At 67.4% G+C, this 12,951-nt stretch carries 10 protein-coding genes and 1 pseudogene; 8 read left to right on the top strand and 3 right to left on the bottom strand.

What is annotated here, in order from left to right; all coding sequences use genetic code 11:
• The first annotated feature begins 30 nt into the window (after positions 1–30).
• The 5 genes and pseudogenes from FQV39_RS00935 to FQV39_RS00915 all read left to right on the top strand — a co-directional run bounded on the left by FQV39_RS00935 (position 31) and on the right by FQV39_RS00915 (position 5,372).
• Positions 31–567, top strand: coding sequence for a GNAT family N-acetyltransferase (locus tag FQV39_RS00935; RefSeq protein WP_149128601.1), 537 nt, complete (start codon positions 31–33; stop codon positions 565–567).
• A 37-nt stretch (positions 568–604) separates the two neighbouring features.
• Entirely contained in the window at positions 605–2,407 is a 1,803-nt protein-coding gene (locus FQV39_RS34065; protein WP_149128600.1) for an amino acid ABC transporter permease/ATP-binding protein, read from the top strand.
• 26 nt (positions 2,408–2,433) lie between these two features.
• A pseudogene (locus FQV39_RS00925) lies at positions 2,434–3,359 on the top strand (ABC transporter substrate-binding protein).
• Between the two features lie 41 nt (positions 3,360–3,400).
• Positions 3,401–4,333 carry an ABC transporter substrate-binding protein gene (locus tag FQV39_RS00920; protein ID WP_149128599.1) on the top strand — a complete coding sequence of 311 codons (933 nt, stop codon included), beginning with the start codon at positions 3,401–3,403 and terminating at the stop codon, positions 4,331–4,333.
• Position 4,334: 1 nt separating this feature from the next.
• Positions 4,335–5,372 (top strand): LLM class flavin-dependent oxidoreductase, encoded by a 1,038-nt coding sequence (locus FQV39_RS00915; RefSeq protein ID WP_149128598.1) that lies wholly within the window; start codon positions 4,335–4,337, stop codon positions 5,370–5,372.
• A 161-nt stretch (positions 5,373–5,533) separates the two neighbouring features.
• Here the strand turns inward: FQV39_RS00915 and FQV39_RS00910 are convergent, their stop codons facing one another.
• Positions 5,534–6,544 (bottom strand): DUF2891 domain-containing protein, encoded by a 1,011-nt coding sequence (locus FQV39_RS00910; RefSeq protein ID WP_149128597.1) that lies wholly within the window; start codon positions 6,542–6,544, stop codon positions 5,534–5,536.
• 92 nt (positions 6,545–6,636) lie between these two features.
• Positions 6,637–7,608, bottom strand: a complete 972-nt coding sequence (locus FQV39_RS00905) for a Bug family tripartite tricarboxylate transporter substrate binding protein (RefSeq protein WP_149128596.1) — start codon at positions 7,606–7,608, stop codon at positions 6,637–6,639.
• 199 nt (positions 7,609–7,807) lie between these two features.
• Here FQV39_RS00905 and FQV39_RS00900 point away from each other — a divergent pair, with 199 nt between their 5' ends.
• The 3 genes from FQV39_RS00900 (at position 7,808) to araD (ending at position 11,346) form a co-directional block, all read left to right on the top strand.
• The gene (locus FQV39_RS00900; protein ID WP_248313195.1) at positions 7,808–8,512 is read left to right on the top strand and encodes a GntR family transcriptional regulator; all 705 of its coding nucleotides are present in this window, start codon (positions 7,808–7,810) and stop codon (positions 8,510–8,512) included.
• Positions 8,502–9,419 carry a dihydrodipicolinate synthase family protein gene (locus tag FQV39_RS00895; RefSeq protein WP_149128595.1) on the top strand — a complete coding sequence of 306 codons (918 nt, stop codon included), beginning with the start codon at positions 8,502–8,504 and terminating at the stop codon, positions 9,417–9,419. The genes FQV39_RS00900 and FQV39_RS00895 overlap by 11 nt, the downstream gene beginning before the upstream one ends.
• 196 nt (positions 9,420–9,615) lie before the next feature.
• On the top strand, positions 9,616–11,346 hold the full coding sequence (araD, locus tag FQV39_RS00890; RefSeq protein WP_149128594.1) for an L-arabinonate dehydratase: 1,731 nt from the start codon (positions 9,616–9,618) through the stop codon (positions 11,344–11,346).
• A gap of 126 nt (positions 11,347–11,472) precedes the next feature.
• Here araD and FQV39_RS00885 read toward each other — a convergent pair whose 3' ends face one another.
• On the bottom strand, positions 11,473–12,867 hold the full coding sequence (locus FQV39_RS00885; RefSeq protein ID WP_149128593.1) for a DUF2793 domain-containing protein: 1,395 nt from the start codon (positions 12,865–12,867) through the stop codon (positions 11,473–11,475).
• Positions 12,868–12,951: the final 84 nt, after the last annotated feature.

The following is a 12,951-nucleotide window of genomic DNA, read 5'->3' as shown; positions in this document are numbered from 1 at the left end:
CCGCAACGACGTCACGGAAAGGCTCACGTCATGGCCGACGCATTCTTCTACACCACCCCGCTCGATCCGCTCGCCGAGCCGCTGGTCGAGCAGCTCACCTGGGAATATGCCACGCGCTATGGCAGCTATTTCGGCGAGCCGCCGGGCGCCGAGATGAGCCGCTACCCGGCCGAGCTCTTCGCCCCACCGGACGGCAATTTCGTCCTGCTGCTGCGCGACGGCCGCGCCATCGCCGGCGGCGCCTTCAAGCGCTACGACGAGCGCACGGCCGAGATGAAGCGCATCTGGACCCATAGCGACTTCCGCCGCCAGGGCCTCGCCCGCCGCATCGTCGTCGAGCTGGAGCTGCAGGCCATACGACAGGGCTACGGCAGGATTTTCCTGACCACCGGCTTCCGCCAGCCAGAAGCCAAAGGTCTCTATCTGGAAACCGGCTACACCCCGCTCTTCGACGTCTCGGTCGATCCCGAGACCTACGGGAAGCTGCCTTTCGAGAAGGAGCTCTCCGTCGCTCCGGCTTCGCTGCCGCACCCGCCGGACAGCCGCTCCTCGCTCAGCGCGGCCTGACGGCCCGCTCCTCCTTCTCACATAACAAGAGCCAGCCATGACCCTCGCCAGCGACTTCGCGGGCCTGCCCGCGCACGCCCAGAATCCAGCGCCGCATCGCGATTTCAGCCGCTACCGCATCGTCCCGGCGCGCTATCCGGCGCGCATCATCGGCACCGTCTTCGCCGGCGTCGTGCTCTTCGCCGTTCTGAACTCGGTACTCTCGAATCCGCGCTGGGGCTGGGACGTCTTCGCCGAGTGGTTCTTCGCCGAGCCGGTGCTGGCGGGGCTCGGCCGCACGTTGCTGCTCACCCTGCTCGGCACGGTGTTCGGCTTCCTGCTCGGGACCGTGCTGGCGCTGGCGCGGGTCTCCGGCTCGCCGCTGCTCGCCTCGCTATCCTGGGGCTATGTCTGGCTCTTCCGCTCGATCCCGCTGATCGTGCTGCTGCTGATCCTGAACAATCTCGGCTATCTCTACAGCACGATCTGGCTCGGCATCCCGTTTACCGAGATCAGCTTCGCCTCCTGGTCGACGACGCAGCTGATCACACCCTTCCTCGCGGCCGTGCTGGGTCTGACGCTGAATGCCGCCGCCTTCTCCTCGGAGATCGTGCGAGGCGGCATCCTCTCCGTCGACCAGGGCCAGCTCGAGGCCGCTGCCGCCCTCGGCCTGCCGCGCCGCCGCCAGGTCTCGCGCATCGTGCTGCCGCAGGCGATGCGGACCATCCTGCCGACCGCCTTCAACGAGGTCATCACCCTCGCGAAGGGCACCTCGCAGGTCTACATCCTCGCCCTGCCGGAGCTGTTCTACACCATCCAGGTCATCTACCGGCGCAATCTGGAGGTGATCCCGCTCCTGATGGTGGCGACGGTCTGGTACCTCGTCATCCTCAGCGTCCTCTCCTTCATCCAGCATCATGTCGAGCGCTATTACTCGCGCGGCGCTCTGCGCAACCCGCCGCCCTCGGTCATCGACAAGGCGCTGCGCTGGCTGGGCCGCAGTCGCATCGCAGCAGCGACCGCTACAACCAGCTTCGCCTCCCCCGCGCCGGTTCCCGCCGCACAGCGCACGACCTCGCTCGCCACACTCTCCCCCCGCAGCGGCGGCGAGATCCGCATCAGCCATGTCTCGAAGAGCTTCGGCCATCTCAAGGTGCTGAACGATGTCAGCCTGTCGCTCCGCCCCGGCAGCGTCACCGCGATCATCGGTCAGTCCGGCTCGGGCAAGTCGACGCTGCTGCGTTCGATCAACCATCTGGAGCGCGTCGACGAGGGCTTCATCGCCATCGATGGCGAGCTGATCGGCTACCGTCAGGACGGCGAGACGCTCTACGAGCTGAAGGAGAAGGACATCCTGACCCGGCGTGTCGACGTCGGCATGGTCTTCCAGAACTTCAACCTCTTCCCGCATCTGACCGCGATCGAGAACATCGTCGAGGCGCCGGTGACGGTGCGCGGCCTCTCCCGCGAGCAGGCGTGGGCCGAGGCACAGGAACTGCTCGCCCGCGTCGGCCTCGCCGACAAGGCGCAGGCCTATCCGCGCCAGCTCTCCGGCGGCCAGCAGCAGCGTGTCGCCATTGCCCGGGCTCTGGCGCTCAAGCCCAAGGTCCTGCTCTTCGACGAACCGACCTCGGCGCTCGACCCTGAGCTCGTCGGCGAGGTGCTCGACGTCATCAAGGAGCTCGCCCGCTCCGGCTCGACGCTGATCATCGTCACCCATGAGATCGGCTTTGCCCGCGAGGTCGCCGACCAGGTCGTCTTCATGGAGGCCGGGCGCATCGTCGAGACCGGCGCTCCCGCCCAGGTGCTCGGCACCCCCAACCATCCCCGCACCCGCGAATTCCTCGCCAAGGTGCTCTGACCTCCCGCCGCACAAGGAGTCCGACCATGATCACGCGACGCGATTCACTGAGCCTTCTCGCCGGCGCCGCTTCGGCGGCCATCCTCCCCGCCAGGGCGTTCGCCCAGCAGACCATCGACCTCTCGCCCGAACAGCCGGGCCGCCCCCGCGCGCAGATTGACGAGGAGGCGATCAAGCTCATCGCCAAGGATGCGAAATTCGTGAAGGATGGCGTCTTCACGATCGCGAATACTGCGGGGCGCCTCCCCTTCGGCAGCTACGCCAGCGACACCCGGACGATTATCGGCTCGGAGCCCGACATCGGTCAGCTCGTCGCCGATGCGCTGGGCCGCAAGCTTGAGGTGGTGCCGACCGCCTGGGCCGACTGGCCGCTCGGCGTCACTTCCGGCAAATACGATGCCGTGATCTCCAACGTCACCGTCACCGAGCAGCGCAAGGAGAAGTTCGACTTCTCGACCTACCGCAAGGACCTGCTCGGCTTCTATGTGAAGAAGGACAACGAGATCGTCATCCGCGAGCCGCGCGATGTCGCCGGCCTCAAGGTCATCGTCTCCTCCGGCACCAATCAGGAGCAGATCCTGCTGCGCTGGAACGAGGCCAACATCAAGGCGGGGCTGAAGCCGGTCGAGATCCAGTATTACGACGATGATGTCGTGCTCTATCTCGCGCTCGAATCCGGTCGAGCGGACGCCTATCTCGGCCCCAACGCTCTGCTGAGCTTCAAGGCGGCGCAGGAAGGCAAGACGCGGCTCGCCGGCAATTTCAGTGGCGGCTGGCCGATCCTCGCCGAGATCGCGGTGACCACCCGCAAGGGCGCTGGCCTTGCCGACGCCATCACGCAGGCGCTCAACACCCAGATCAGGACTACGCCAGGGCACTCGCGCGCTGGAACCTCTCGGCCGAGGCCATCGAGGAATCGCGCACCAACCCGCCCGGCCTGCCGAAGGCGTGAACACCTCGCCCTAGCGCACATCGCAAGAACTGGAGACCATCATGATCCCGCGACGGACGCTCCTGTCGCTGCTCGTCGGCGCGCTCAGCGCCGCGAGCCTGCCCGCCCTCGCCCAGCAATCGCCCTTTGATCTCGGCCCCGAACAGCCCGGCCGCATCCGCGCCGAGAAGGACCCGGCCGCCGTCGCGGCCGTCCCCAAGAGCTTCAAGTTCGTCGAACCCGGCGTCTTCACCGTCGGCATCAGCCCGGGCGGGCCGCCGCTCGCGACCTATGCCACGGACGCGAAGACCGTGGTCGGCGCCGATCCCGACTTCGCCCAGCTCATCGCCGACAGCCTCGGCCTGAAGCTCAATCTCGTGCCGCTCGCCTGGGCCGACTGGCCGCTCGGCCTCGCTTCCGGGAAATACGACGCCGTCATCTCGAATGTCGGCGTCACCGAGCAGCGCAAGGAGAAATTCGACTTCTCGACCTATCGCCAGGGCCTGCACGGCTTCTTCGTCAAGGCCGACAGCAAGATCGCCAGCATCAAGGAACCCAAGGACGCCGCGGGCCTCAGCCTCAGCGTCGGTGGCGGTACCAACCAGGAGCGCATCCTGGTGGAATGGGGCAAGCAGAACGTCGCGGCCGGGCTGAAGCCGCTTGAGCTGCAGCTCTTCGACGACGAGGCGGCGCGTCTCGTTGCGCTGCGTGCGGGCCGGGTCGACGTCGTCGTGCAGCCCCATGCCCAGCTCGTCTTCGTCGCCGCCCGCGACAAGGACATCAAGCGCATCGGCACGCTCAGCGCCGGCTGGCCGCTGAAATCCGACGTCGCGATCACCACGCGCAAGGGCAGCGGGCTCGTCGACGCACTGACGCTCGCGACCAACAACCTGATCAAGAGCGGGAAATACCGGCAGGCCCTCGCCCGCTGGGGCATCGAGGAGGAGGCCGTGGAGCGCTCCGAGACCAACCCACCCGGCCTGCCGAAATACTGACATGACGCAGCTCTCGATCCGGCACATCGCCTTCCTGACACCGGGCAACTACGACGACGCCGACCCGCGGAGCGGGCTCGAAGACACGCTCTCACTGTTCGAACATGGGGAAGCGCTCGGATTCGACAGCGCCTGGGTGCGCCAGCGCCACCTCGAACCCGGCATCTCTTCGGCGGCGACCTTCCTCGCCGCCGCAACGCAGCGCACGCGCCGGATCGGGCTCGGCACCGCCGTCATCCAGATGGGCTACGAGAATCCGTTCAGGTTGGCGGAAGACCTCTCGCTGGTCGATGTGCTCTCGGGCGGCCGGTTGAACATCGGCCTCAGCGCCGGCCCGCCGCCCTTCGGCAAGCTCCTGGGCGAACGCCTTTTCGACAGAGATCCTGCGACGATCGACTTCTCGCATGCCCGCGTCGCCCGGCTCGCGGCGAATATCGAAGGGGAATGGCTCGGCGAACCGGACGCGCGCATCGCCTCGGCGGCTGGCGAGCACCAGCCGAGGCTGCGCCCGCACGCGCCGGGCCTGCGCCAGCGGCTCTGGTATGGCGGCGGCTCGCTGCGCTCTGCGCGCTGGGCGGCGGAGAACGGCTTCCACCTGCTGGTCGGCAACCTCAACACCGGTGAGGAGACCGATGATTTCTTCGAGGCGCAGCGGCGCCATATCGAGACGTTCCGCGCGCATTGGCGCGGTGAGGGCACACCGCGCATCGCCGTCGGCCGCGTGATCGTGCCGCTCGATGGAGCGGATGCGACGACGCGGCAGCGCTATCGCGACTACGCCGCGAGCCGGCACGCCCGCACGCTCGCCCCGCAAGGCGAGCGACGCACGCTGTTCACGCCGGACCTCGTCGGAACAGCCGCCGAGCTGATCGAACGCCTCGCCGCCGATCCGATCCTGCCGCTCGTCGATACGCTGCGGCTGGAGTTGCCCTACAACTTCAGCGCCGAGGACTATCGCCAGATCATCGGGGACATCGCTACTCTCGTCGCACCGGCGCTCGGCTGGCCCGGCGGCGCGGAGTTGAGGGGCGCGGCCTGACCGGCCTGGAGCGTGCTGGCCTTTCTCGGAGCCGCGGCGTCATCCCGGCCTTGAGCCGGGATCCATCGGAGGGCTCCGGAGCTTTAGGATGGATCCCGGATCCGCGCTGCTTCGCAGCTTGTCCGGGATGACGCCGTGCTTCAGTCAGAAATCGGCATGCCCTAGCGCTCCTCGATGGCGAGCACGGCGAAGGTGGCGAGCCAGTGCTCGCCCATGTAGTCGCCGGCGATATGCGGCAGCCCGGCTTCGAGATGCCGCCGTGCGGCGTCCGCGATGACAGGGCGCCGCGCATCACCTTCCGGCAGGGCCGCGGCGAGCGCGCCCCAGCACCAGGCGCGGCTGAGATTGAGCCCGTCGAGATGCGCAATCTTGCCGTCGGTCCGATCGGTGACGGTCGCAGGCTTGAACAGAATGGCCGGCTCGCTCTGCGCCACGCGCGGCAGGAAGCGCTCGAACCAGGGCCGGAAGCGCTCCGCCGGCAGCAACCGGCGCATGCATTCCGCCTCGATCAGCGCCGAGGACTGGAAGTCGTCGCCGCTCGGCTCGCCCCAGGCCGGGCAGTCGGTATCCGCACCATACCAGCGCAGCGCCGTCTCGCGCAGCAGTGTCAGGAATGCGCCGTCCCCGGTCGCATCCGCATAGTCGGCCGCCATCCGCAATCCGAAGGCGGTATTGAAATGCGTACCCACTCGCACCGGATAGGTCGCGATCGGCAGGAAATCGCGGAGGCGCTGGGCGAAGGCCTCCGCGAGCGGCGCCAGCGCCCTGCCCCAGCGCCCATCGTCGAGTCCGTTCAGCTCGGCAGCGAGCTTCAGGAGCCAGCCCCAGCCATAGGGTCGCTTGAAGCCGCGCGCCGTCGGGGCGGCGAGATAAGCACATTCGACCGCGACCTTCTCCGGAACGAGCTGCGCGTCGAACAGCGCGACGATGTCGTTGGCGGCTTCCATCTTCGGATAGCGCCGCAGCAGACGGGCCAGCATCCAGTAGCTATGCACGCAGGAATGCCAGTCATAGCTACCGTAGAAGACGGGATGCAGCTCGCTGGGCGTGCGCGCATCCTCCGGCCCGGCCAGCGTGTGGTCCGGCTTGTTCGGATACTCCCGGCGGACATGGCCGAGCGCGATCCGGGCGAAGCGCAGCGCGATCTCTTCGGTGAGGGCGGGAGTGGTCATGTCGCATGGTCTCCATCGGCACGGCGCATCGACACGGTCGTGCGCCGTCTCGCCGGAGACTGCTTCGGCGCGCTGGAAAGCGCCAGATGCTCTTACTCGATCTTCACATTCGCCTTCTGCGCCACTTCGGCCCAGCGCTTGGTCTCCGAGGCGATATGGGCGGTGAACTGCTCCTGCGACGAACCGACCGGATCGACGCCGAGCTTCTTGAGCTGGTCGATCACCGCCGGCTCTTTCATGATGGCCTGCGTCTCGGTCGAGAGCTTGGCGACGATCTCCTTCGGCACGCCGGACGGCGCGAAGAAACCGTGCCAGGAGCTGGCGTCATAGCCGGGAATGAACTCGGCCAGCGCCGGCAAGTCTTTGGCCACTTCGAGCCGCTTCGGCGTCGCGGTCGCCAGGGCGCGGATCTTGCCGTCCTGCACATGCGGCCAGGCGATGGTGATGTTGTCGAAGGTGATCTGGATCTGGCCGGAGAGCAGGTCCTGGGTCACCTGCCCGCTCGAACGGTAAGGCACATGCGCCATATCGGTGCCGGTCGAAACCTTGAACAGCTCCGCCGCCATATGGGTCGAGGTCCCCGCTCCGGACGAGCCGAAGGAATACTTGCTCGGATTCTTCTTGAGCAGGTCGATCAGCTCGGGAACCGTCTTGGCCGGTAGATCGATATTGACCATCAGGATGTTCGGCACGCTCGCCACCTGCGAGATCGGTGCGAAGTCCTTGATATGGTCGAAGGGCAGCTTGGCGTAGACAGCCGGGTTGATCGCATGGGTCGAGACCGTGCCCATGGTCAGCGTGTAGCCATCCGCCGGCGCACGCGCCACAGCAGCAACGCCGGTGTTGCCGCCGGCACCGGGGCGGTTCTCGACGATGAATTTGCCGCCAAGGCGCGCGCCCAGCCGGTCGGCCAGGATGCGCCCGAGCAGGTCCGTCGTGCCGCCCGCAGCGAAGGGCACAACGATGGTGACGACCTTGCTGCCCGGGTATTCGCCCTGCGCGAAGGCGGGGCCGGCTGCGGCCAGGCACGCGGCGGCAATAATCGTTCTGCGGCTGATGCTCATCGGTTTCGTTCCTCCCGGACGCGGACATTCCGCCTTGCGCCTCATCGAGGGCGCTTGCTTGAGGGATATCACAGGATTCCAGATTTGAAATCTGAAATTTCAGATTGCTGAGATGGGAGGATTATGCTGTTTGATGCGGATGTGCGGTGCAGGTCGTGATCCGGCTTTGGTGGATGCCCGGCCCGGCCGCTTCGGAACCATGATGTTGCAGCCTGCTGTCGAACCCGTTGCCCCGGACTTGCTGCGCTCGCTGCGCGAGCATGTGCATGAGCGGCTGCGTCGCGCCATCGTCGCTGGGCGCTTCCGCAACGGCGAGCGGCTGAACGAACGCCAGCTCGCCGAGATGCTGGGTGTCAGCACGACCCCGGTGAAGGACGCGATCCGCAAGCTGGAGAGTGAGGGGCTGGTGCGGACGGAGGCGCGTCGCGGCGTCTTCGTCGAATTTTCCCCGCGACAGGCGCTGGAGATGGCGCTCGGCCGGGCCGCGCTCGAAAGCGTCATGGCCCATATCGCGGCGAACCACCTGACCGGGAGCGACGAGAGAGAGCTCGCCCGGCTGATCGCCGAGATGGAGCAGGCGACGGAGCATGGCGATCTCGAGGATCTGGTCGCGCTCAACGAGACCTATCACCGCGCGATTCATCGCATCTCGGGCTGCACCTATCTGGAACGCCGCCTCGACGGCCAGCGCATGTACGATCACGCCCAGCGCATTTCGCTTCATTCGGAGCTGGCCGAACGCCGCCGCGGCTTCGAGGAGCACCGCGGCATCTACGAGGCGCTCCTGGCGCGCGATCCCGCGCTCGCCGAACTCAGGATGCGCCGTCACATTGTCCGTTCGGCGAAGGCCCATGTGCGGCTGGTCTTCGGCGCGGATGCGGAGGGACTGGATTATGACGAATGACAAGGTGCGCAGCGCGCTGCGCGGCATTTCCGGCGTCCACGTCACCGCCTGGAAGGCGGATGGCGAAGCCGACTGGGCGCTGACGGGCAGGATCGTCCGGCGCATCGCCGAGGCCGGCATCCACAACATCGTCTCCGCCGGCAACACCGGCGAATTCTACCCGATGACGACGGCCGAGGTGGAGCGCTCCCACGCCGTCGCGGCCGAGGCTGCTGCCGGCAAGGCGCTGGTCACGGCCGGCATCGGGAGGTCTTTGCGCGAAGCTGTCGCGACCGGCAAGCTTGCCGCCAAGGCCGGCTGCGATGCCGCGATGGTGCATCACCCGCTCGATCCCTTCGCCGCGCCGCAATCCCAGGCCGACTACATTCTCGCCATCGCCGAGGCGCTGACGATCCCGCTCGTCGCCTATATCCGTTCGGATGCGATCGGCGTGAAGGACCTGATCCGCGTCGCGACCCACCCGAACGTCGCTGGCGTGAAGTTCGCCTCCCCCAACATGATGCTGCTCGCCGATTGCGTGCGCGAGACGGAGGGCTCCTCGGCCAACTGGATCTGCGGCCTCGCCGAGGGCTGGGCTGCTCCCTTCTACGCGCTCGGCGCGCGCGGCTTCACCTCTGGCCTGATCAATGTCGCGCCGGAGCGCTCGCTCGCCGTCTGGCGCGCGCTGGAAGCCGGCGATTATGCTACCGCGCGCCGCGAGGTCGACGCCATCGCCGGCTTTGAGAAGCTGCGCACCAAATACGGCAACGGCGCCAATGTCACGGTGGTGAAAGAGGCGCTTGGGCTTCTCGGCACCGATGTCGGCCCGGTCCGCCTGCCCGGCCTGCCGGAGCTGAACGAGGCCGAGCGGGCAGAGCTGCGCGCCATCGTATCGAGTTGGGGCGCCGCAAGGGCCGCGGCGGAGTAGAACTCCGCCGTCATTCCGGGGCTTCGCGGAGCGAAGAGCCCGGAATCCATGCACACCGGCGGTGCCGGATATACCTTGCCATGGTCGCGCCCCTCCTCATGCCCACAGTGTTCATGGGTTCCGGGCTCTTCGCTCCGCGAAGCCCCGGAATGACGGAGTGGCTCCCAAACCCAATGATAAAATCGAGGAAACGCCAATGTCCCGCCCCCGCAAGACGCCCGAGACGCTGCGCAGCTGGCGCTGGTTCGGCGCGAGCGACCTGCGCTCCTTCGGGCATCGCTCGCGGGCGCTGCAGATGGGCTTCGCCCATGAGGAGTTCATGGGCAAGCCGGTGATCGGGATCATCAATACCTGGTCCGAGATCAACCCCTGCCACACTCATCTGCGCGATCGCGCCGAGGCGGTGAAGCGCGCGGTCTGGGCGGCGGGCGGCTTCCCGATCGAGATCCCGGTGATGTCGGTCTCGGAGCAATATCAAAAGCCTACGACCATGCTCTATCGCAACTTCCTGGCGATGGAGACCGAGGAATCGATCCGCTCCCACCCGCTCGACGGCGCGGTGCTGCTCGGCGGCTGCGACAAATCTACGCCGGCCCTGATCATGGGCGCCTGCAGCGCCGGCCTGCCCTTCATCTTCGTCCCGGCCGGGCCGATGCTGCGCGGCAACTGGGCCGGCAAGGTGCTCGGCTCCGGCGCCGATGTCTGGAAGTACTGGGCCGAGAAGGAGGCCGGCAACATCACCGACGGCCAGTGGAAGGACATGGAGAGCGGCATCGCCCGCTCCTATGGCACCTGCATGGTGATGGGCACCGCCGCGACGATGATGAGCCATGCTGAGGTGCTCGGCCTCACCCTGCCCGGCGCCTCCGCGATTCCCGCCGCCGACGCCGCCCATCCGCGCATGGCCGCCGCCGCTGGCAAGCGCATCGTCGAGATGGTCTGGGAGGACCAGACGCCGGACCAAATTTTAACGCGAAAGAGCTTCGAGAACGCGCTGACGGTTCACATGGCCGTCGCCGGCTCGACCAACGCCATCATCCATCTCGTCGCCATGGCCGGCCGCGCCGGCGTGCCGCTGACGCCGGACGATTTCGACGCCTTCTCGCGCAAGGTCCCGGTCATCGCGAATCTGCGCCCTTCGGGCGACTTCCTGATGGAGGACTTCTTCTATGCCGGCGGCCTCCCCGCCCTGCTGAAGCAGCTCGAGAGCAAGCTCCACACCGATGCGATGACCGTGACCGGCAAACCACTGGCCGAGACCATCGCGCTCGCCAACGTCTATGACGACAATGTCATCCGCCCGCTCGACCGCCCGGTCTCGACCGCCAACGGCCTCGCCGTGTTGAAGGGCAACCTCGCCCCCGATGGCTGCGTCATCAAGCCTTCGGCCGCGGAGCCTCGCCTGCTCAGGCATTCCGGCCCGGCCCTCGTCTTCGAGGACTACGACGCGATGATGAAGGCGGTGAATGACGAGAATCTCGACGTCACCGCTGACCACATCATGGTGCTGAAGAATTGCGGCCCGGTCGGCGGTCCCGGCATGCCGGAATGGGGCATGCTACCGATCCCGAAGAAGCTGCTGAAGCAGGGCGTGCGCGATATGCTGCGCATCTCCGATGCGCGCATGTCCGGCACGAGCTACGGCGCCTGCATCCTGCATGTCGCGCCGGAAGCTTACATCAAGGGCCCGCTCGCGGCGGTCCGGACCGGCGACATCATCAGCGTCGATGTCGAGGCCCGCAGCATCTCCGTGAACCTGACAGACGCCGAGATCGCCGCCCGCCTCGCCGCCTGGACTCCGCCCGACCGCGACTATCCGCGCGGCTGGGGCAAGATGTCGGCGGCCCATATCCGCCAGGCCGACAAGGGCTGCGACTTCGACTATCTGGAAGGCACCGCCAAAGTGCCGGAGCCGGAGATCCACTGAGTTTTGGCTCCGCCGTCATTCCGGACAAGCGGCGCAGCTGCGCCGATCCGGAATCCATAGTAAAGCGCCGCGCCGTATGATGGATTCCGGGTCTCCGCTTCGCTCCGCCCGGAATGACGGCGCTCTTCACAGCTCCGCATCGAAGGCGATGGCGTCGAAGGCGGCCTGCACCCGCCCCAGCGCTTGTGCTGTGACAAAGGCATAAGCCCGCTCGGGCGATTGGGCGACGACGCCGCGCTCGCTGCCCTGCACATTGATTTCCTGCGAGACGGTGAAGCTGACGGCCGGCGTCGTTCGCATCGGCACCGGCAGCCCGATGGTCTGGCGCGAGCCCGATGCCGCGGCCTGATAGGCGTCGATCAGGATCCGCCCGTCCAGTCGCCAATGGTAGCGCCGGCACAGCATCTGCTCGATCGCAAGCGGGCGGCCGCCCCATGCGGTGGCGATGGCCCCCTGCTCCAGCTTGATACGGGCGAAGCTGACCGCCCCGGTGCTCGGCGACAACCGCACCGTCAACGCACCCGTATCGCCGGGAGCCGGCGTCAGCGTCAGCGAGCGGCGGCCGGTGCCCGCCGTGATCGTGCCGGACCGGCTGCCGATCCCGACTGAGAGGTCGCCGCCGCTCAGCCCTTCGACCGACAGCGTCAGCGGCAGGCCTGCGAAGGATTGCAGACCCCAGAGCGCCGGTTCGACGACCTGCACGATTCCGCCGGAGTTCAGCGTGACCGCAAAGCCGCTCAGCGAAAGATTGGCGCCACCGGTCGCCGCCTTCCAGCGGTCGAAGCCGTAGCTTCCCGCCGCAAGCGCTCCGCCGGCGAAACCGCGCTGGTTGACCTGCATGTCGCCATTGATCAGCAGGTTCTGCCCGGCCGCCCAGGCCGAGCCGGGCAGCGCCACGCCTCCCGTCCCGCGATCGATGGCGAGCGCATCATGCCAGGCCGAGCCGTCCGGACTGACCTTGACCCGGAAGTCGTCGTCGCCGGCCAGGCCGAATTCGGCCCGCCCCGACCAATTGGTCTGGAAGAGCACGCTTGCGGTCTCGCCCGCGGTCGCCTTGTTCAGCTTGAGCCGATGGCCGGCGCCGGCATGGTTGAACAGGCTCGCCTCCGACGATACCGCCAGCCGGTTGCTCTCATCCGCCGTCGCGTTGATGCCCCAGCGCGCGGCCCCGAGGCTGCTGAGCGGGCTGGCGCGACGCCATTCCGTCCCTGTCCAGAGATTATGCTCGGCCTCATCTGCGATCCAGGCCTGCCAGCCCGTGCGCGGCGTCAGGAAGGTCCAGCCGCCATCTTCGAACAGCGCCAGCTGGTTGGTTCGGCCAGCGAAGACGCCCGTGCCACCCGGCGGCACGATATAGGCAGAAAGCTCCGTCGGTGAAGCCGGCGGCGCAGTCTGCGTGCGGCTGTCGACGACCAGATGGATCAGGGCGTCGAGCCGGATCAGGGCGTCATTGTGGGTCACATGCTTCTGCGCCTGCCCGGCGGCGAGCAGAGGCAGGGAAAGTCGGGGCGTGTCGGTCATGGAGCCTCGCGAAGGGGATGCAGCACTGGCTATCGCGAGGGGGATTATCGGGTGGCTGCCGGCGCCGGGGATAAGTCGACCGGT

Origin of the sequence: Bosea sp. F3-2 (genome assembly GCF_008253865.1) — a bacterium.
Taxonomy (GTDB): Bacteria; Pseudomonadota; Alphaproteobacteria; order Rhizobiales; family Beijerinckiaceae; genus Allobosea.
The sequence above is the reverse complement of the archived record's forward strand: the minus strand, read 5'-3'. Positions and strand labels throughout refer to the sequence as shown.

What these genes read in the sequence shown, in the direction of transcription:
- FQV39_RS00935 (WP_149128601.1), top strand. Translation starts at nt 31, where the DNA reads ATGGCCGACGCATTCTTCTACACCACCCCGCTCGATCCGCTCGCCGAG.
- FQV39_RS34065 (WP_149128600.1), top strand. Translation starts at nt 605, where the DNA reads ATGACCCTCGCCAGCGACTTCGCGGGCCTGCCCGCGCACGCCCAGAAT.
- FQV39_RS00920 (WP_149128599.1), top strand. Translation starts at nt 3,401, where the DNA reads ATGATCCCGCGACGGACGCTCCTGTCGCTGCTCGTCGGCGCGCTCAGC.
- FQV39_RS00915 (WP_149128598.1), top strand. Translation starts at nt 4,335, where the DNA reads ATGACGCAGCTCTCGATCCGGCACATCGCCTTCCTGACACCGGGCAAC.
- FQV39_RS00910 (WP_149128597.1), bottom strand. Translation starts at nt 6,544, where the DNA reads ATGACCACTCCCGCCCTCACCGAAGAGATCGCGCTGCGCTTCGCCCGG.
- FQV39_RS00905 (WP_149128596.1), bottom strand. Translation starts at nt 7,608, where the DNA reads ATGAGCATCAGCCGCAGAACGATTATTGCCGCCGCGTGCCTGGCCGCA.
- FQV39_RS00900 (WP_248313195.1), top strand. Translation starts at nt 7,808, where the DNA reads ATGATGTTGCAGCCTGCTGTCGAACCCGTTGCCCCGGACTTGCTGCGC.
- FQV39_RS00895 (WP_149128595.1), top strand. Translation starts at nt 8,502, where the DNA reads ATGACGAATGACAAGGTGCGCAGCGCGCTGCGCGGCATTTCCGGCGTC.
- araD (WP_149128594.1), top strand. Translation starts at nt 9,616, where the DNA reads ATGTCCCGCCCCCGCAAGACGCCCGAGACGCTGCGCAGCTGGCGCTGG.
- FQV39_RS00885 (WP_149128593.1), bottom strand. Translation starts at nt 12,867, where the DNA reads ATGACCGACACGCCCCGACTTTCCCTGCCTCTGCTCGCCGCCGGGCAG.